General features: G+C 45.5%; 17 protein-coding genes and 1 pseudogene. 13 read left to right on the forward strand and 5 right to left on the reverse strand.

From position 1 onward, the window contains the following. Positions 1–54 precede the first annotated feature (54 nt). Positions 55–342: a carboxypeptidase-like regulatory domain-containing protein gene (locus ACT3IB_RS12015; RefSeq protein ID WP_491539264.1), complete on the forward strand. Its 288-nt coding sequence runs from the start codon at positions 55–57 to the stop codon at positions 340–342. Positions 343–492: 150 nt separating this feature from the next. Here the strand turns inward: ACT3IB_RS12015 and ACT3IB_RS12020 are convergent, their stop codons facing one another. From ACT3IB_RS12020 to porD, 5 genes are all read right to left on the reverse strand, one after another. Next, positions 493–786 carry a ferredoxin family protein gene (locus tag ACT3IB_RS12020; protein WP_491539265.1) on the reverse strand — a complete coding sequence of 98 codons (294 nt, stop codon included), beginning with the start codon at positions 784–786 and terminating at the stop codon, positions 493–495. A gap of 135 nt (positions 787–921) precedes the next feature. Further along, on the reverse strand, positions 922–2,250 hold the full coding sequence (locus ACT3IB_RS12025) for an FAD-dependent oxidoreductase (protein ID WP_491539266.1): 1,329 nt from the start codon (positions 2,248–2,250) through the stop codon (positions 922–924). Positions 2,251–2,327: 77 nt separating this feature from the next. After that, positions 2,328–3,302 carry an electron transfer flavoprotein subunit alpha/FixB family protein gene (locus tag ACT3IB_RS12030; protein ID WP_491539267.1) on the reverse strand — a complete coding sequence of 325 codons (975 nt, stop codon included), beginning with the start codon at positions 3,300–3,302 and terminating at the stop codon, positions 2,328–2,330. 115 nt (positions 3,303–3,417) lie between these two features. Continuing rightward, complete coding sequence (locus ACT3IB_RS12035) at positions 3,418–4,188, reverse strand: electron transfer flavoprotein subunit beta/FixA family protein (protein ID WP_491539268.1); 771 nt, start codon at positions 4,186–4,188, stop codon at positions 3,418–3,420. Between the two features lie 157 nt (positions 4,189–4,345). After that, positions 4,346–5,257: a type IX secretion system protein PorD gene (gene porD, locus ACT3IB_RS12040; RefSeq protein WP_491539269.1), complete on the reverse strand. Its 912-nt coding sequence runs from the start codon at positions 5,255–5,257 to the stop codon at positions 4,346–4,348. 134 nt (positions 5,258–5,391) lie between these two features. On the opposite strand from porD, the gene ACT3IB_RS12045 reads away from it, so the two are divergent. The 12 genes and pseudogenes from ACT3IB_RS12045 (at position 5,392) to ACT3IB_RS12100 (ending at position 20,704) form a co-directional block, all read left to right on the forward strand. Further along, positions 5,392–6,150, forward strand: a complete 759-nt coding sequence (locus tag ACT3IB_RS12045) for a PorV/PorQ family protein (protein ID WP_491539270.1) — start codon at positions 5,392–5,394, stop codon at positions 6,148–6,150. Next, positions 6,150–8,207, forward strand: a complete 2,058-nt coding sequence (locus ACT3IB_RS12050; protein ID WP_491539271.1) for a helix-hairpin-helix domain-containing protein — start codon at positions 6,150–6,152, stop codon at positions 8,205–8,207. The genes ACT3IB_RS12045 and ACT3IB_RS12050 overlap by 1 nt, the downstream gene beginning before the upstream one ends. A gap of 85 nt (positions 8,208–8,292) precedes the next feature. Beyond that, positions 8,293–10,104 (forward strand): SLC13 family permease, encoded by a 1,812-nt coding sequence (locus tag ACT3IB_RS12055; RefSeq protein ID WP_491539272.1) that lies wholly within the window; start codon positions 8,293–8,295, stop codon positions 10,102–10,104. Between the two features lie 224 nt (positions 10,105–10,328). Then, a complete protein-coding gene (locus tag ACT3IB_RS12060; protein WP_491539273.1) occupies positions 10,329–12,098 on the forward strand; it encodes an SLC13 family permease in 1,770 nt (589 codons plus the stop codon). A gap of 112 nt (positions 12,099–12,210) precedes the next feature. Continuing rightward, positions 12,211–12,981 carry a 3'(2'),5'-bisphosphate nucleotidase CysQ gene (cysQ, locus tag ACT3IB_RS12065; protein WP_491539274.1) on the forward strand — a complete coding sequence of 257 codons (771 nt, stop codon included), beginning with the start codon at positions 12,211–12,213 and terminating at the stop codon, positions 12,979–12,981. Between the two features lie 103 nt (positions 12,982–13,084). Continuing rightward, positions 13,085–13,438: pseudogene (locus tag ACT3IB_RS12070) on the forward strand (four helix bundle protein). A 77-nt stretch (positions 13,439–13,515) separates the two neighbouring features. Continuing rightward, the gene (gene cysC, locus ACT3IB_RS12075) at positions 13,516–14,055 is read left to right on the forward strand and encodes an adenylyl-sulfate kinase (RefSeq protein ID WP_491539275.1); all 540 of its coding nucleotides are present in this window, start codon (positions 13,516–13,518) and stop codon (positions 14,053–14,055) included. A gap of 114 nt (positions 14,056–14,169) precedes the next feature. After that, on the forward strand, positions 14,170–15,075 hold the full coding sequence (gene cysD / locus ACT3IB_RS12080) for a sulfate adenylyltransferase subunit CysD (RefSeq protein ID WP_491539276.1): 906 nt from the start codon (positions 14,170–14,172) through the stop codon (positions 15,073–15,075). Between the two features lie 52 nt (positions 15,076–15,127). Then, on the forward strand, positions 15,128–15,538 hold the full coding sequence (locus tag ACT3IB_RS12085; protein WP_491539277.1) for a four helix bundle protein: 411 nt from the start codon (positions 15,128–15,130) through the stop codon (positions 15,536–15,538). A 98-nt stretch (positions 15,539–15,636) separates the two neighbouring features. Continuing rightward, entirely contained in the window at positions 15,637–16,917 is a 1,281-nt protein-coding gene (cysN, locus tag ACT3IB_RS12090) for a sulfate adenylyltransferase subunit CysN (RefSeq protein WP_491539278.1), read from the forward strand. Between the two features lie 869 nt (positions 16,918–17,786). Then, on the forward strand, positions 17,787–19,196 hold the full coding sequence (locus ACT3IB_RS12095; RefSeq protein WP_491539279.1) for a capsule assembly Wzi family protein: 1,410 nt from the start codon (positions 17,787–17,789) through the stop codon (positions 19,194–19,196). Between the two features lie 155 nt (positions 19,197–19,351). After that, the gene (locus ACT3IB_RS12100) at positions 19,352–20,704 is read left to right on the forward strand and encodes a UDP-glucose dehydrogenase family protein (protein ID WP_491539280.1); all 1,353 of its coding nucleotides are present in this window, start codon (positions 19,352–19,354) and stop codon (positions 20,702–20,704) included. The last annotated feature ends 22 nt before the right edge of the window (positions 20,705–20,726 follow it).

Here is a 20,726-nt window from a genome sequence, read left to right on the forward strand (position 1 = left end):
ATGTTTAAACACAAGACTCTTTTGTCAGCGCTAATTCTAATAATAGGTTTAGCGATGTTTTCAACTGAGGCTATTGCTCAAGAGCAATCACAAGCAAGTTTATCCGGAAAGGTTGTTGATGCATATACGCAGGATGCTATCTCCGGTGTGCAAATTATGTTAGAAGGGTTAAATATGGAAACGAGATCTGATGCAGATGGTTCTTTTTCGTTTGATTCAGTTGAACCCGGATCATATACCCTTAAAGCCTCTTCGGAAGGATATGAAGACTGGGAAAAGGATATTACTGTAAGTGAAAACGGAGACTCTATAAAAATAGAGCTGAAACCTGCTGGAGATTAATAATCCCGAATAAAGTTTAAATAAAAAGGCCTTCCGAATACCAGAAGGCCTTTTTTATTAAGGTGACTTACCTAATTCGTTACGTCGCAGCAAATAGCAAGGTGCAGTCTGTAAATATCAATGCTGCACTATGCGTTGTGAATACAAAATCTACCCGAAATTCCAGGTAACACCGCGACCAATCTCCGGATCTGGGTAATTCCAGTCTACAGCGCCTTGATCACAGGCATACATGCACGTACCGCATTCGATGCAGTCTTCGACCTGAAAGTGCACCTGGCCGTCTTCATCCATGGTATAGCAGTTGGCCGGACAAACATAAGTGGTACATTTATGCGGACAGGTTGAGTTACAGATATCCGTATCTACCTCAATATGGGGCTTAATATCTGATTTTGCCTGGTTGCGATAGCTAACCAGTCCCAGTCGTTCTGTAAGATCCATTAATTTCATAATGCGAAAAATAAAAACTTAACATTTTAAACACCGTGTCATTCTGAACTCGTTTCAGAATCTATAAAATATTTAGATTCAGATCCTGAAATAAATTCAGGATGACACATAGTTATATTTCAAATCCTATAACGATTTAGCGCCTTTAAATCCGATTTTCATAAGCTCCCAATACGAAGAATGCTTTTTGATGGATTCACTCATTAGCTTCCGCGATTTCTTCGTCGGTTCGTTGTCAATAGTAAAGAACTTGCGTCCGAAGTCACAAATCAGGTTTGGTACATCCTGGTACATCGTTGGGTTGTGCAGCATGTGAACGGCATCCTGGAAGCTATTGATGTCCTTCATGACATAGCTTTCCGCAAGCGCCTGCTTGTACTCCTTGAGCGTATTGCTCGTGAAGTCATCACGCTCTTTTGCTTTAATAATTGTTTCTGCTCCCAGAATCCCCGATCGCATCGCATAATCCATACCCTGGATCGCTTTTCCGGCATTCATGAGTAAGTTCGCCGCTTCGCCACAGAGCAGTACGCCATCTTTATAGAGTTCTTTCGGCATCACGCGCTTGTCGCCAGACGAAACCACGTGCGCCGAATATTCAACGACTTCCCCGCCTTGAATCGTATCTTGAATTACGGGGTGGTCTTTAAAGGTATTCAACAAATCATGTGGACTTTTTTCTTTTTCGCGCATATCCTTGATGCCAGCCACCAAACCCAGAGAAATGGTATCACGGTTGGTGTAGAGAAAGCCACCGCCCTCGACGCCGTCGGTGGCAAAGCCGACAAACTCATTCGACATGCCGCTGAGTCCATTCAACTGAAAGCGATCTTCCAGTACTTTCTGGTCGTAGCGGATGACCTCCTTAATGCCGGTCAGCATGTGATCGGCGGGCACATAATCATCCTGCAAGCCCACCTGGCGCGTAAGTAAATTATTGACGCCCTCCGAAATGATGACGCTGTCGGCATGAAACTCTTCATCGCCTGTGCGGATGCCCACCGCTTTATCATCTTCCATCAGGATTTCATCCACCTTGATATTGGTGGCGATGAACGATTCCATGGCATAGTCGCTTTCATCGATAGCATCCTGAACTTTTCCGGCCAGCCAGCGGTCAAACTTGGAGCGCAGGACCACCACACCGGAGTAGGGCGTTTCATTGAAGTGAGATGACTTAAAATCAATCGAAAAAGTTGACTGATCATCCATGAAGGTAAGCCGCCGGTGGTTGATAAACCGCTCCCAGCCGCCGTCTTCCTCCTCCCAGTAATTGGGGACGAGCTTGGCCAGATCACTGCCCCATAATACACCGCCGGAGACATTTTTAGATCCGGCAAATTCGCCTTTTTCGATGAGTAGAAATTTCATGTTGTTGCGTGCCAGCGTCATGGCTGCTGCGAGACCGGCAATTCCCGCCCCAACAATAATACAGTCAAACTTTTCGTCCATCATAATAAATATTGAATAATTAATTTTGAATGTTGATTTGCTTTGTTCATCGACAATTCAACATTTAAAACTTGAAATTTCTATCCTTTGATCTTTTTCAGTTCTTCAATAAAAGGTGGTAACACCTTGTAGAGGTCGCCGACAATTCCGTAATCGGCAATATCGAAAATAGGGGCATCGGGATCTTTATTAATAGCAACAATGACCTTACTGTTTGCCATACCTGCAACGTGCTGTATCGCTCCCGAAATTCCGACCGCAATATAAAGTTGTGGCGAAACGACTTTTCCGGTTTGACCGATTTGCAGGCTTGGATCCATGATTCCTGCTTCGGTGAGAGCACGTGAAGCACCAAGTGCAGCGTTTAGTACCGAGGCTAACTCCTCAATCAATTCCTGTCCTTCATCATCTTTGGCACCGCGACCGGCAGCAATAATTGTTTCTGCTTCGGAGAGATCGATTTTGTCACCGGAAGCACCAATAATTTCTCGCAGTGTAGCTTTGAGCTCGTCCTCATCAAAGCTAAAATCGATATCAACAACTTCAGCTTCGGTTGGAGATTCATTCAGGTCGTAAGAGCCCGACCGCACAGAGACCAGAATGTTATCACCGGAGGCTTTATTGTCTGAAAGAATTTTTGCCGCCATTACCGGACGGGTAGCTTCAATTCCATCGTCGGTCAATTCGAATTCAGAAACATCCGAGAGAACAGCCGCATCTTGATTGGCCGCGAGAGCGCCCAGAATATCTTTGGTGCCTTCTGTTGATCCAAAGCCGAAAATAAAGGGATCGGCTTCATCCATTACCTTCGAAAGTGCCTTAAGGAGTGGAGTGTTTTTGTGGTTCTCAAAAATGGGATCTTCTATCGTGTAAATAGTAGACGCACCATATTTTTGAACTTCTTCAACGTAATCAGAAGCATTGGGATCAACAATAACTGCCTCGGAAGAGTGTCCGTTAGCCTCAGCCAGTTGAGTCATCCGAGATAATACTTCCAGCGATGCCCGTTTAATTTTTCCGTCACTTACTGCGATGTGGGTTAGTAGTGTACTCATTGTTTTAAGGAATATTTTTAACTATTGAATTTCATTACTTTTAGCCATTGTGATTAGAAGGGCAGACGGAAATTATGAGATGAATTTGCCTTTTTACGTCTGCCAGCTCACTTACTTAAATCACGTTTTCTTCTTCATCGAGCAGTTTAGCTACTTTCTGCGCCAGCTCTTCAGGTTCTCCTTCAAACTTTTGCCCCGGTTCGCGTTCCGGTTTTTCCATGTAACCGGTTACTTTGGTTTTCGCAGAAAGGGCCGATTCATCAACGTTCATATCCGAAAGGGCAATGGTTTCCATCGGCTTGCGCTTCGACTGCATAATACCTTTTAGGCTGGGGATCCGCGGCTCATTCATATCATTTGAGCAGGTTACCAGACAGGGCTGGGGAAGTCCAATGATTTCCTGTCCCGAATCGCCCTGACGTTTTACCACCAGTTCATCGTCCTCCATAGAAAGTCCAACAGCGTTGGTGGCATAGGGCAGATCAAGGTGTTGAGCCAGCATGCTGCCGGCCAGTCCTGCATCCGTATCTTGTGATTGCTTGCCGCATGAGATTACGTCGTATTCCTTATCTTCAAAAAAGGAGGCCAGAATTTTAGCATATACTGCAGAATCATAATCAACATCATCTTCCGTAGTGATATGGGTAGCCTTATCAGCCCCCATCGCAAGTGCTTTGCGAATGGTTTCTTTTGCTTTCTCGGGGCCAACCAGCACCACTTCCACTTCTCCGCCGTGTTCCTCGGTGAGTACCAGAGCCTCCTCAACGGCCGAAGCGTCATAGGCATTCAGCACCATGCGATCGGTATCTTGAATCAGGTTGCCATCTTTAATTTGGATGGGTGCATCTACATCGGGAACTTGTTTAATACAGACGTAAAATTTCATACGATGAAAATATTTTCGGTTAGAATGGAAAAAGATTGTAACTCATCAGGCTGAGAATATACAAAACCTGAGATTAAATGTTCAGCAGCTCGCCATGTGTATACCGCTATCCATAAAAAAGTGCTTGAAGTCTTAAATAGCAATGATAAAGCGTTAGTTATTGCAACTTTTGATATTCACTGAGATGGCCCTGATCAACATTGGATAATAAGTTATAGGCTTCCAGCCTTACATCAGGTTCGGCATCTTCAAAGATGGATGTTATTTCGCGGTATTTGGCATTAAAAAAGGTATCAAAGAGTAAATCAGATGAAGTCTGTCGTTGTGCTTGCTGAATTTTCTTTAATGCCGACAAAATTTGATCTCGTGCTTGTTCGGGACTATTCAAAAACTGATCAATTCCTTTTCTGTGATATTGATAAAGGGCAGTACGAAATGGCTCAAAGTTGGTTTGCAGAAGATTGGAAAGCAATTGGGTTCTGTTACGTTGGTTGCTGCTGCGCGACCATCCTATTGCGGGGGTTGTTTGTGCAAGGGATACAATATTCTGTGCCTGTTGATAGTATTGTGTACCGCCCAGCTTTTCGAAGGTGTCGAAATCATAACCTAAAACAGTATAAACGTAAAAGTCGAGGAGACTGGTAAGCGGATCAAACTGCAGTTCGTCGTGCAGGAAAGAACGGTTGGGGGTATATTCAAAATTCCATTCCTGATCATTAAACAGGAAAATGGCGGTATTGCGAGTGGTGTTATAAATCGGGCGTTGAGATCGGACAATAATCTGTGCCTCAAAATTGTAATTCTCTACGGATAATAAATTTATCTGCAGAGACATTTTTATGCGCTCATTTTCATTGAAGTTTGTGTTGGTCCACTCATGCTGATTGATGTATGCTTCAATTTGCTGAGGAAGGTTATCAAGATAGTTCAGCGAAGTGCTACTTAATTGACTTCGATCGATGGTAACATTCGCATCAATTTCCTGTGCAAACAATTGCCGGGAACCACTAATTATTAGGAGAATTCCCAATAAAATTCCGGTAAACCAATTTAAAGAGGAAAAATTCATTTTGAATTTATAGATTACTTAAAATCATCAGAGAGTCTATTTATCGTATGATACGAAAGCTATTACATTTACACAGGTATAGAGTCATATTATTTAGTGTTGGGTTGATTTTTATTACGGGAGTTTGCTCATCTGTGCAAGCTCAAGCAGTAATAGGAGCAAGAGAGATAGCCCTCGGACAAGCGACATCGGCTCTACAGGGTACCGATTGGTCTATGTTTGGCAATCCTGCACTGATGTCGGAAGATCAACGATCGGTGTCGTTTTTTGGAGTTCGCTATTTTGGATTTTCGGATATAACAGACATGGCCTTTGCGGGATCTTTCCCAACAAACGTTGGTGTTTTGGGAGTGGGAGCCCATCGCTATGGAGACGACCGTTTTAATGAGAACAGGCTGCGACTGGGATACAAAAATTCTTTTGCCGGATTCCATTTCGGGGCTATTTTCAATTATAGCCACGTTGCGTTTGGGGGTGGGTACGGATCGGCAGGTGCGCTTGGCGTTGATGTGGGATTGGCGGCTCCCATTGTATCTGATTTATGGATTGGAGCCAAGGCCACGAACATTAATCAGCCGGAGTATGGATCAAAGAATAATGAAAAGTTGCCCCGGGAGCTGAGTATCGGCTTGTCATATCAATTGTCCGATATCGCATTGTTTACCAGCGATGTAGTCAAGGATGTGCAGTTTCCTATTTCGTATCGCGGTGGGATAGAGGTAGTAGTTATCAGAAATTTAGTGGTGCGTGCAGGCATTACGGTCGAGTCCCGTACTTTTGCCGGAGGATTTGGGTACAGTGGGGATTTTTGGGCGGTGAATATTGCCGTGCAACGTCATGAAAATAGCGTGCTGGGATATAGTCCTGCCATCGATTTTAAAATTACCTGGTGATGCGCACCGTTACACTGATCATATCGGGTTTTTTTGTTCTCTTGCCGGCAGTCGTGCTGGCACAGCAGCAGGATACTACCCGCTCTGAGGTGCAGGATGATCTTGAAGATGCCATTGAAAACTTTGATCCCGGCGACCCCGAATTTGACAGCGAACAGATGACTCAGTTTCTGCAGGAACTGGCAGAAAATCCCGTCAACATTAACAATGCCAGCGTAAAGACATTGCTTCAGATACCGGGATTAAATCTTAAGCTTGCCCGCGGCATTATCGAATACCGATCCAAGGTAAAACCATTTGAAACCATAGAGGAGTTGGATGAGGTATCGGGCATCGGACGCGTAACGCTGGAGCAGTTGCGACCTTATGTAACGGTGGGGAGCGGACTGGAGTTGGGGAGAACGCTCTATACTAATCCGCGATACTGGACATCCGGAGGTGAGTTTCAGATGTTTTCGCGTTTCCAGCGGGACCTGCAAGAAGGAAGGGGATATCAGCAGCCTCCACAGGAGGGAGGTTATATCGGCAGCCCGATTAAATATTATCAGCGCATGGGATATCAGAGTGATCACTTGTCCATAAATTTGACGCAGGAAAAAGATCCCGGTGAAGAGCTTGTGGGACCCTTGCAATTTGATCATCGCACATGGCATGTGGCGCTTGAAAATAATGGCCATCTACAGATGTTGGTGGGCGGAGATTATAGCCTCGCTTTTGGCCAGGGATTGGTGCTTTGGAGCGGAGCTGCTTTTGGGAAAGGCAGTAATGTAGTAGGAGCGGTGAGTCGCAATGGTCGGGGTATCAAGCCTTATACATCAGCGCAGGAAACAAACTATTATCGCGGTGCGGCTATAACCTACGGCGGGAAGCTTCAATTTACGGGGTTCTTCTCGGACCGAAAGCGAAGTGCAAGCGAAATAAGTTCCGATACTACTCGATTTCCCGGTAGGGATGGATATCATCGCACCGAAAATGAATTTCTTCAGAAAGATAATTTGCAGCAGAGGTTATATGGCGGACATATTCAGTTGGAGCTGCCTTTTGGTATTATTGGGGCTACCGGCTACCAAACGACTTTCGATCAGTATATCGCAGCCAGTAATCAAACCTATGCACAGTACGATTTTGAGGGGACTTCCAATTATGCTTACGGCTTCGATTATACTTTTTTGGCCGGACCTGCGGTCGTTTTTGGTGAGATAGCGCAAAGTGAAAATGGGGGCTATGGCTTGATCGCCGGCGTTGAAAGTAGTCTCGGTGACGATACAGATATAACGGTTGCGTATCGTAAGTATCAGAAAGAATTTCAATCTATTTTGGGGAATGGCTTTGGAGAGGTATCCGGTCAACCCAAAAACGAGGAGGGTATCTATTTGGGGATGCGGCATGTCTTTGGCGAAAAAGTTACGCTAAGTACCTATATCGATCAGTTTCGATTTCCGAGTGCACGTTTTGGCACGAACCAACCTACCCAGGGATTTGACTGGTTGGCTAAGACAGAGATAGATTTGACCGATAATCTTAATTTTTACGTGCAGCTGCGCAGCGAAATTGAGGATGATGAATATGAGATGTTGGATTCTTTTGGTCGAACTCAGCGCAGGCTGGGTACCGCGCAACGCAGCAGTTTTCGTGCGAACTTGGAGTATTGGGTGAACAAGAATGTGCGTCTGCGTACAAGAGGAGAGCTGGTTCGTAGCCGCCATGCCGGAGAAGAATCGGAGCATGGGTATTTGCTGTATCAGGATTTGCGATTGCGAATCAATGATGAGTTCAGTTTGGATACCCGGCTTTCCATGTTCGATACCGAAAGTTTTGCGACACGCGTCTACCAGTTCGAAAATGATCTGCTGTATGTCTTTTCCAGTCAGTCGTTTTTTGACCAGGGACAGCGAATGTATGTGTTATTAAATTACGAACCGTTCGATTATTTGGAGCTTTGGGCCAAATTCGGTATTACCGTGTATGAAGATACACAGGTTATTGGTAGTGGATTAAACCAGATTGAAGGAGACCATCGCAGCGAGATCGGCCTGCAGGCACGCGTGCGGTTTTAGGGAAACTTTAAATTGTAATAGCATATCCACAGAGTTCTTCTATCTTATATAGGATTATTTATTTTAGAAATTGACTATAGCGTTCATGAGTGTTGACATAATTATCATATTAGTGGTGCTGGTGCTTACCTTTGTGGCACTGGCGATCGATTTATGGAGTCCCGATGCTGTATTACTGACCGGGCTGGCCATTGTTACCGTCAGTGGGGTATTAAGTTTGGAGGATGCTTTTCTGGGATTTGGCAATACAACGCTGCTGGCGTTGGGAAGTTTATACGTAATTGGGGCTGCATTGCGTGAAAGTGGAGCACTGGACAGGGCCAGTAATTTTATTTTGGGTCAGGAAACCAGAAGTGTGCAACGAATTCTGTTGCGATTGTGTCCCAGTGTCTCGGTTTACTCTGCCTTTCTTAATAACACGCCTATTGTAGCGATGGGGATTCCGGCGATACGGAGTTGGGCAAAGAAATATCATATCCCTGTATCAAAACTTTTGATACCTCTTTCTTATGCAGCTATTCTGGGTGGACTTTGTACCTTGATTGGGACAAGTACTAACCTGATTACGCATGGTTTATTGGAGAGTCATGGTTTTAGAGGATTTTCATTTTTTGAATTGGCTTGGGTAGGCGTCCCCTGTGCCATTGTTGGGTTAGTATATTTGGTCGTTGTTTCACCAAAGCTTACTCCTGCACGGCGTGATATCCGTTACGAGGAAGAGCAGAACAGGAAGCTGCTGGTTGAGCTGGAAATTGCAGAGGGGGCGAATGTTGTAGATAAAACGGTTTCGGAAGCGGGATTGTCAACGATTTCAGGATTTTATCTGTCCCGAATAAATCGAAACGAACAAGAAATTGCTCCGGTCCCGGATGAAGAAAAGCTGCGTGCCGGAGACCATCTTTTTTATGCTGCAAAAGGGGGCATCGCAGCAAAAACCCCCGAGCTTGAAGGGTACCCGGGATTGAAGTTGGCCTATCAGCCACCACGAACGATTCGGCGAAATGAGAGAGATCGTGAGCTGCACCAGGTGGTGGTAAAAGAAGGATCCCGCTTAGTAGGAGCAACTGTCGGTGAAGCCCAATTGCTGGAACGTTTCGGAGCTGCTGTTACAGGTGTTCGCAGGCGGGGAAAACGAATTGATCAACCATTGGGAAAATTTGTCTTACATCCGGGTGATGTTCTCTTACTGGATACCGGACGCGGTTTTCGTGGAGCACATGAAGACACCGAAGACTTTTTCTTGACCAGTGAGGCTGGAGGTGAAGCTCCCGGAGATCCTGAAGCAATAATGGAGGAGCGACCGGGCGGTAAAGATTTATATGTGTCGGTAGCAGTATTGTTTGGGGTTATTGGTTTGGTTGCGGGAGGAGTGCTTCATATAGGTTTGGCTGGTATTTTGGGTGTGGCTGTACTGTTGGCTTTTAACGTGATTGAAGCCGGAGAAGCCCGAAAGTCAGTAGACTGGACCGTTTTAATTGTGATTGGTGCAGCATTGGGATTGGGGAAAGCGATGGAAGTGAGTGGAGCAGCCGTAATTATTGGAGAAAGCATGGTTGAGCTGACCAGTGCCTATGGACCCCGAGCAACTCTGGCAGGAGTTGTTATTATTACAGTAATTTTAACGGAGTTTATTACAAATAACGGTGCTGTAGCATTGATGTTTCCCATCGCTTTATCTGTTGCAGAAACACAAGGTATTGAAGCGCGGGGATTAGTTATTGGGATAACGTTGGCTGCTTCTATGTCGCTAATAACGCCTATCGGCTATCAAACAAATTTGATGGTGTATGGCCCGGGTAATTATAAATTTACCGATTTTTTTAAAGTTGGATTTCCCCTCCAAATTGCCTTGTGGTCGGTTCTCATCATTTTGATTCCGTATGTTTGGCCGATGTAGAAGATAAGAATTGTTGATGGTTTTGGTTTAAGGTTGAATGTTACAAATTGAAGGTTGTACCTGATTAGGTGAATAAAGTGATTAGGTTATTGAGTGACTGAGTTGCAAAGTGACAAAGCAACAAAGTTTTAAGCTACACTCTCTGGTTATGTTAAATTTGAAAACAGGGCATAATTGGTTTTCTTTGTGCCTCAAATAATTCTCGTAACAAGAGCGTCGCATTTATGACCCTGGCCGGCTGGATGGTAATAGCCATAATTTTACTATGTCTTGCCTTGCTGATAACAACCCGGTTGTCGGTTGATGTCGTATTTATCGGTGGGTTGACCGTACTGATCGTAAGCCAGGTGGTACCGCCCGAGGAAGCGCTTGTCGGATTTGCAAATCAGGGGATGCTGACGGTAGCTGCGCTGTATGTAGTGGCTGCCGGCATGAAAGAGACCGGAGCCATTCAGTTTGTCGTTAATTCGATTATAGGTAAAGCCAAAAGCATCAGAAGAGCACAGGTTCGCATTATGGCACCGGTGATGGTGGTCAGTGCTTTTCTAAACAACACGCCGGTGGTGGCGTCATTTATTCCCGCCTTGGAGGATTGGGGACGCAAAAATCAAATAGCCGCATCAAAAATATTAATTCCCCTGAGTTATGCCGCTATTTTGGGCGGAACCTGTACGCTCATTGGTACCAGTACCAACCTTATTGTGAATGGGTTGCTTATTGATGAGGCCTCTACGGATACCATTGGAATTTTTGAGCCGGGACTAATAGGCGTACCGGCTGCTATCGTTGGTTTTATCTACTTAACTGTGTTTGCGAAAAAACTGTTGCCCGACCGGGGATCCGGATTTGATACCTTTAAAGATCCCCGCGAATATACGATAGAAATGATTGTGGAGGACGAAAGTCCGCTGCCGGGAAAAACGGTCGAAGAGGCGGGGTTGCGTCATCTTCCTGGATTATATCTGGTGGAGATCTATCGTCAAGATCATATTATTGCCGCGGTTGATCCGGAGCAGAAGCTCAAAGGCGGGGACCGTCTCATATTTACCGGCGTTGTAGATTCCATCGTAGACCTGCAGCAGATTAAGGGATTGAAGCCGGCCACCGATCAGATTTTTAAACTGAATTCCTCTCGCCGCGAGCGACTCTTGATTGAGGCCGTGATATCGCCCTCTCATCCTGTTAACGGGACAACTATTAAAGAAGGGCGTTTTCGTAATGTTTATGATGCCGTGGTGTTAGCCGTCTCCCGAAATGGGGAACGTATCAAAGAAAAAGTGGGGGACATTCGTTTGAAAACAGGGGATACACTCTTGTTGGAAGCTCACCCAAACTTTCTGGAACAGTACAGAAATTCCAGTGATTACTATTTAACAAGTGCTATCAGTGATTCAAGTCCGCCCAATTATGAAAAATCGGGCACTGCCTGGGGCGTGCTGGGCATCATGATATCCACCGTTGCCTTGGGGTGGCTTTCTATGTTTCAAGCCTCATTTTTAGCGGGGGGACTCATGGTGGGAACGGGATGTGTTCGAGCTGCCACTGCCAAAGATTACATCGACTGGACGGTACTGTTGGTCATTGCGGCCAGTCTGGGTATTGGGAGTGCGCTACAGTATACCGGCGGAGCTACGGTCCTGGCCGAAGGATTTTTAGGTTATACGGATGGCAGCCCGTACCTGGCATTGGCGGGCGTATATTTAGCAACGTGGCTGTTAACCGAAATGGTGACAAATAATGCCGCTGCGGTGCTTGTATTTCCTATCGCGATTTCGCTGGCGGCCTCGTTTGGAGTGAACTATATGCCGTTTGTGATGACCATTATTATGGCAGCTTCGGCCAGTTTTTCAACGCCTATTGGTTATCAGACCAATCTGATGGTGTATGGCCCGGGTGGATATAAATTTACCGATTTCACTAAAATAGGGCTGCCTTTGAATTTGATCATTGCGGTAATTACAATACTTTTGGTGCCACAAATATGGCCGTTTTAGATTAGAGAGTGGAAAGTTAGATGTTAAAGGTTGAATGTTGGGTGTTGAAGGTTAGGTCCTAAAACTAAAATAGTTTAAAGGGAGTTGTACTCCCACAATATTGTTCAAAATTATGCTTAAAGAAATTATTGGAATAGCGAAAGAAGCAGGAGAGGCGATGCTCGAAATTTATCACGAAGCACAGGATGTGGAGATTACCCGTAAGGATGATGACTCGCCACTTACCAAGGCTGATTTGGCTTCGCATCATGTTATTGTTGATGCCCTCAAAGAATTGGACCCTGATACACCCGTAATTTCGGAAGAGTCGGGAATTCCTGATTACGAAGAGCGGAAAGAATGGTCCAGGTTCTGGATTGTTGATCCGCTCGATGGAACCAAGGAGTTCATCAAAAAGAATGGCGAATTTACGGTTAATATCGCCTTGATTGAGGATGGTCAGCCCATACTGGGCGTGGTGTACGTGCCGGATAAGCGAACGATCTATTATGCTGAAAAGGGTAAGGGATCCTTTAAACAGGTAGGAACCGATGCTCCGGAACGTATTTATTCTACAGCCAGTAATAAAAATGACCCTCTTGTTGTGGTGCAAAGCCGATCGCACGGTTCTGATAAGCTTGTTACTCAGCTGAAGGAGAAAGGACTTACGGTAAAAGAAACAATCCCGGCCGGAAGCTCCATAAAGTTTTGTTTAGTGGCCGAAGGTAAGGCTGATATTTACCCGCGAATGGGGCCCACCATGGAATGGGACGTGGCGGCCGGCGATGCAGTATATCGCTATTCGGCGGGGGAAGGCGTTCATGAATCGCCCTTGACGTACAATAAACCGGACCTTAAGAATGGCAGTTTTTTGATCGGGCTAAAAGAAAATGTTGAATTTTGAGTGTTGAACATTGAGTTGGCAGGAACTGAATTCTGCGACTTAGTCTATAAGGATGAATTGATTTTGAGGTCTTACTATAAGCCTTTGAATTAATTCACCAGTTATGAGAAAGAAAAATATTATTAAATCCAAGAGTTTTAATTTTGCACTCAAGATAATCAGCCTGAATCAAAAACTTGTAAAGAAAAATGAATATGTAATTTCAAGACAGCTGTTGAAGAGTGGAACCAGTATTGGAGCTAATGTTGAGGAAGCTGGAGCGGCTCAATCCAAACGTGATTTTATTGCAAAGATGTCAATTGCATCAAAATAAGCCCGAGAAACGAAATACTGGTTGCGGTTGCTAAAACATAGCGATTTGTTAGATTTTGACACTGACTATTATTTGAATGAAATAAATGAGATCGTCAACATATTAACCGCAATTGTCAAGACTTCGCAAAAGAGCCTAAGATAATTCAACATTCAATACTCAAAATTTAACGTTGATATCTAAAAAGAAGCTAACCTATTTGAACCAATGAAAATTGATTTATGAAAAACAACAAAAGTACCCTCAAACCCACCGTTCTTTGGTTTACCGGGTTGTCGGGATCGGGGAAAAGCACGATATCAGAAAAAGTATATGCGCGACTTAAAGAGCAGGGTTATGAGGTTGAACATTTGGATGGGGATGCCGTACGTGAGGTATTTCCAACGACCGGATTCTCAAAAAAAGAACGTGATGAGCACGTGAAGAGAGTCGGTTTCGTAGCCAGCCTGCTGCAGAAGCACGGCGTATTTGTAGTGGCGTCATTTATTTCCCCCTACCAGGATGCCCGTGATTTTGTCCGCGATAGGTGCCAAGACTTTACTGAGATACATATCTCTACGCCACTGGAAGTGTGTGAAGAACGCGATGTGAAAGGACTGTATGAGAAAGCCAGAAAAGGGGAAATTGATAATTTTACCGGTATCAGCGATCCCTATGAAGAACCGAAAGATCCGGAACTCAGCATCGATACTACACATATAACTCCTGAGGAAGGGGTAGAGCAAGTATTTGAGTATTTGCGTAACGAAGCTAACGGATAACTTATGAATAGTAGTAAATGGCCGAGATTATTATTTCGAAGGTCTCGATAGTCATTGTAAGTAAAAATCCTTATTTTCCTCCGCCATAGTTTTACTCTAAAATGATATTAGCAAATGCATTTATATAAACTAAACCATATCCGACAATTGGAGTCGGAATCTATTCACATCTTCAGAGAGGTGGCAGCCCAATTCGAGAATCCCGTACTGATGTTTTCAGGCGGAAAAGACTCGATAACAATGGCTCGGCTGGCTCAAAAAGCGTTTTGGCCGGGTAACATACCGTTTCCATTCCTACACGTTGATACGGGACACAATTTTGATGAGACTATTGAATTTCGCGATCAGCTGATGGATGATCTGGGCGTAGAGCTTATTGTGGCCCACGTGCAGGATATGATTGATGCCGGAAAGGTAAAAGAAGACAACAGCGCAAATCCGAGTCGCAACAAATTGCAGATTCCCACGCTGTTGCATGCCCTTGAAGAGCACGGTTTTGATGCAGCATTCGGTGGCGCGCGACGCGATGAAGAGAAAGCACGAGCCAAAGAACGTTTCTTCTCCCACCGTGATGAGTTTGGGCAGTGGGATCCCAAAAACCAGCGTCCGGAGCTGTGGAATCTGTATAACGGACGAAAGAACGAAGGCGAACATTTTCGTGTATTTCCATTGAGTAACTGGACCGAGATGGACGTCTGGCAGTATATTGCCGCCGAAGATATCGATATCCCCAGTTTGTATCTTGCCCATACTCGGGACGTGGTTGAGCGAGAAGGGACATATCTGGCGAAATCACAATTTATTACCCTTTCTGAAGAGGAGGAGTACAAAGAAAAGAAAATCCGCTTCCGTACTATTGGGGATATGACGTGCACCGGAGCTTTTGAATCTGATGCCGATACCATTCCACAAATTATCGAAGAAGTGGCCTCTGCCCGTATTACCGAGCGGGGTAATCGTACCGACGACAAAAAAGCCGAAGCCGCCATGGAAGAGCGTAAAAAGCAGGGATATTTTTAGAGGCAGCTAAAAGTGTTAAAGGTTGAAAGTTGAATGCTGCAGGTTAAACGTTATGGCATCGATTGAGAGATTTGAAGATTTAGAGATTTGGCAACTTACAAGAGAACTTGTTAGGGATGTTTATGAGCTGACTCAAAAAAGGAATTTCTTGAAAGATTACGGGCTAAAAGATCAGATAAGACGTTCTTCCGTTTCTGTTATGAATAACATCAGTGAGGGGTTTGAGAGTAGAACAACCAAACGATTCATAAACTATTTGGGACATGCTAAAGGATCCTGCGGAGAAACGAGGTCTGTATCTTATGTAGCTTTAGATTGTGAATATATCACTAAATCAGAATTCCAAATGCTTTATGATCGATGCACGACAATTTCCAGAAAGACACAGAAGTTAATTTCTTATTTAGAAGGGTACGGGTCTAATGATAGGGTTCAGGATGTTGTAGTCAATTATGGAACTTAACCTGCAACCTTCAACATGTAACATACATTCAATTAGTATCAGCTTAATACTGCAGGAGTAATAAACGAATTTAATTTTTAAGACACTGAGTAATCATAATGAGCACTGAAAAAGACGAAGCACAAAAATATTTAGACATGGATCTGCTCCGCTTTACGACGGCGGGCAGTGTGGATGACGGTAAGAGTACCCTGATCGGTCGCTTGCTGTATGATTCCAAATCGATATTTGATGACCAAATGGAAAAAATCGAAGAGTCCAGTCGTAAGAAGGGCGACGAATATACGAATCTGGCGCTGCTGACCGACGGACTTTCGGCCGAGCGCGAGCAGGGCATTACCATCGATGTAGCCTATCGCTATTTCTCCACGCCCAATCGAAAATTTATCATTGCCGATACCCCGGGTCACGTTCAGTATACTCGCAATATGGTAACTGGGGCTTCTACAGCTAACCTGGCGATTATTTTGGTGGATGCCCGAAACGGTGTGATAGAACAGACCTGTCGCCATTCCTTTATTGCATCGCTCTTGGGGATTAAGCACGTGGTGCTTTGTGTTAATAAGATGGATCTGGTGGATTACAGCCAGGAGAGATTCAAGGAAATTCGAGAGGAGTTCAAGACCTTTTCTTCCAAGCTGGATGTGCCCGATATTCATTACATACCCATCAGTGCACTGTATGGAGATAATGTGGTGGATAAATCAGATAACATGCCGTGGTATGGTGGTTCAACGCTGCTTTATACACTTGAGAATGTGCAGGTAGACAGTGACTACAATCACGTTGACAGTCGTTTCCCTGTGCAATGGGTTACACGTCCGCAATCAACGGACTATCCCGATTATCGTGGCTATGCCGGACAAATTGCCGGCGGGGTGTTTAAGCCGGGCGATGAAATTATTGCATTGCCTTCCGGATTCACCAGCACTATTGATCAGATCCAAACCTTCGAGCAGGATGAAGAGGAGGCGTTTTCTCCTATGTCGGTAACGATGACGCTTGAAGATGATATCGATATTTCCCGCGGCGATATGATTGCCAAGCCGGATAACCAACCGGAAGTAGGACAGGATATCGAGATGATGGTTTGCTGGCTGAACAAAGAGCCGCTTGATCCCAATGGAAAGTATGCCATCAAGCATACCACCAAAGAAGCGCGATGCATCGTTAAGGATGTGAAATACAAAGTCAATATTAATACGCTCCACCGCGTGGAAGGGGACAAGGAAATTGGTCTGAATGATATTGGACGGGTCAAGATCCGTACCACCAAGCCGCTGTTTTACGACTCCTATAAGCGCAACCGCAAGACGGGCAGTATTATCCTTATTGACGAGTATACCAACGAGACCGTCGGCGCGGGGATGATACTTTAGGTAGTAACTGAGTTACAGAGTGACATAGTAACAAAGTGTTTTTAGTGAGTGACCGACGATGGTTGGCCGGTGACCGTTCATTTCATTTGGGTTGTCATTTCAAACCATGTCTAAGCTCCGATATTTCGGAACTTCAGAAAGGTGGGTGAAGTGGGAAATCTTTGCTTTCGGTTTTGGATTGTGGGTTGAAAACCGTGAGGCCATCATAGAATAATTCCCCTCCCCGGGGGGCGGGTTTTGCAAAATTCCGGGTGGTTGCTTTTGTATTAGTTGAGAGAGGGTTGTACCCTCGAACGATGCTATAATGGCAACGTACTTCGGGAGTGCAACTCTCTCTTAACAGAGGTATCAGGACAGGGGATTGCGCACTCCGTTCATGACATTTGCTTCGTTCGCTATGACATGCAGTCATTTAATAACTGTCATCGCGAGGATCCCGATATTTCGGGAGACACGGCGATCCCCCCCAACTCAATTAGAAATATTAATGCTATCAGGAGATTGCCACGCTCCGTTCCACTCCGCTCGCAATGACAGGATGGTGGTTGGGCAGCGTTGCTGCGTTCGGGGCAACCAATTGCGATCCTCTTTTGCAGAATTAGGTATATATCAAGAGAGGGGATTCCCTGTCTATGCCTAAGCTTGTATAATTAGGAGTAGCTATACTATTTAGAAGACCCCGCGCAGGCAGAATACGTTCCATTGGTGAGGAACGTTTTTATTAGTCAGAAAATATTTGATCAAAAGCACTTCGAGATGTAAGAAATATCAATTATTTTCTCAGCTAATCGATAAGCACCAAATTATCTGTTCTCCTAATGTTTTTCCTGACAAATAAATTTTTAAAAATACTCCTTCTAACTATAGGAGTGGGTTCATTAATAATTGATACAGCTGAAGCCCAGACTATTGAACCCCGGGTAGGAGAAGGCGATAAGACAACCTATCAGCTCAGTTCGGAGTTATATACTGCTACTGATGGGTCACTGCCATTTTGGTTTTACTCAAATGTGCATGGAAAGGTTGATCCGGCCAGTACCAATTGGCTAAATGAAATCTCCGTGAATCATCATCTTTTGGAAACAGATGCCTTGGCGGTAGATATCGGTGGGGCAGGGATTTTCCGGCTCTCTGAAAATAATGCTGTATTGTTACCAAAGGCGTACCTAACAGCGAATGCATACGGATTACAATTAGATGTTGGTCGATTTTCCCAGCCGATAGGGCTGAATAACCATCATTTGTCTTCTGGATCAATGATGGTCAGTGATAATGCCATGCCTGTTCCCAAAGTTAGTATATCAACGCCCGATTTCATGGGAGTTCCCTTTACAGATAGTCATGTAGAATATAAAGGTATGTTTAGCCACGGTTGGTTTGAAGAAGACCGACATGTGGAAAGTCCTTATCTTCATCAGAAATATTTTTATTTGAAATTAAATATTGGTCCCTGGTCAGGAATTGGCGGAATAGTTCATAATGCCCAGTGGGGTGGTACCGATCCGGACAGGGGCAAGCTGCCACAATCATTCGGGGATTACATCCGATTAATTACCGGACAGGGGGCAGATGAAAGTGGTAATGCTCCGGGCGGAGAGGTATCCAATGTGATAGGCAACTCGGTAGCGGCATATGATTTTGGATTGCAGTACAAGCAAGAGAACTTCACGCTCATGCTCACTAGAATGTTCTACCTGGAGGACAAGGTTTCGACTCGTTTTCGGAGCCCATGGGATGGAGTATGGGGAGCAAACCTCATATTTGAAAATAAGAACAGGGTTCTGAATGCCATTACTTATGAGCATATAAATACGAAAAATCAGGATGCCAAAGATTGGGAGCTGATCGGTCGACGTGATTATTACGATAACTTTGTATATGGAAGCGGTTGGACATACGAAAATCGTACGCTGGGAACCCCGTTAATTCTTTTTAACGGGAATACCATTACCAATAACGTGATTGTTGGGCATCACTTGGCTTTCAAGGGAAGGTTTTTAAGAAATCTAGGCTATAAGGCATTCATAACCTACAGCAGGAATTATGGGGTGCAGAATGACTGGGTAGATAACCCCAGTAGCTCAATTCCCAAAGATGATCCTGGAATAACGCCGCGAGAAAATTTTCGTAAAGATCAGTATTCAGGATTGTTTGCTTTGCGTTATGGAGCGCCGGGCAATAAGTCATTGACCTATAACTTTAAGATAAGTGTGGATTCGGGCGACTTATATAAAGGGGTTGGATTCATGTTTGGGGTACAATGGTCCGGGGCGTTTTAAGATTTACTGCGGTACCTCACTTTTTGTATTTGAATAGCTATCTTTTTAATGGTTTTATCTATCAACCTTTTGAATACGGGGAACATTCGCTTATCTTTTGCCTTTCAAAAATCAAGAGTATTACCGACCAGATAAATTGAGATAAGATATTATTTATGAATATTGCAATTATAGGCACCGGATATGTGGGATTGGTGAGCGGCACCTGTTTCGCCGATTCCGGCAACAACGTCACGTGCGTCGATATTGATGAGCAGAAAGTTCAGCAACTCAAAGATGGGCAGATCCCGATCTATGAGCCGGGTCTGGAGACGATCTTTGCCCGCAGCCAGCGGGAAGGCCGCCTGCACTTTACCACCGATATTTCCGAGGCCGTCCCGCAGGCCGATATCGTCTTTTTGTGCCTGCCGACCCCGCCGGGTGGCGACGGACAGGCCGACCTCAGCGCCGTTATGGCCGTGGCCGAGCAGCTCGGGCCTATCGTCGATAGTTATACGGTGATTGTCAACAAGTCGACCGTACCGGTGGGCACCGGCGATCGCGTGGAAGCCCTGATTGCCGAGCACGTGGATCCCGCCCTATTTGATGTGGTCTCCAACCCGGAGTTTTTGCGGGAGGGCGCGGCCGTCGAAGACTTTAAATACCCCGAACGCGTGGTGATCGGCACCGGCAGCGACCGGGCCGCCGAAACCATGACGATGCTCTACGAGCCGTTTGTCCGCTCCGGGAATCCCATTATCGTGATGGACCGCCGCAGCGCCGAGCTCACCAAGTACGCCGCCAATGCGATGCTGGCCACCAAGATTACGTTCATGAACGAAATTGCCAATATCTGCGAGAAGGTCGGCGCCAATGTCGACAATATCCGCCGCGGGATCGGCACCGACTCACGCATCGGCAAGCGCTTCCTGTTTGCCGGGATCGGCTACGGGGGCAGCTGCTTCCCCAAGGACGTGCAGGCCATCCACCACACGGCCGGCCAGCACGGCTACGACTTTAAGATTGTGGACGCTGTGATGGACGTCAACAACGCCCAGAAGGTCTCCATTGTCAGGAAGATGGAAGACTATTTTGGCACCGACGACTTCCGCGGGATGACCTTCGGGATGTGGGGGCTGTCCTTTAAGCCCGAGACCGACGACATTCGCGAGGCGCCGGCCCTCTATATTGCCGAAGAGCTCGTCAAACGCGGGGCGAGGCTGCTGGCTTACGATCCGGAAGCGATCGGCACCTTCAAGGCCGCGACCAGCCAGGCGGTGTTGGATCATACGACCTTCGTCCACGACCAGAAAGAAGCCCTGGATGACATCGATGCGCTGGTCATCTGCACCGAGTGGAATGAGTTCCGCCGGCCGACCGTGGACAATTTCGCCGACGAGATGAAGGATCCGGTTATTTTTGACGGGCGCAACCTCTACGACCTGGGCCGAGCCGAGCAAGCCGGGATCACCTATATCAGCGTGGGGAGGCCGGTAGTGCAGGCAGAAGAATTGGAACCGGTAAAATGAAATTGACAACCGATGAATGACC

This window comes from Fodinibius sp. GM21, assembly GCF_058386955.1.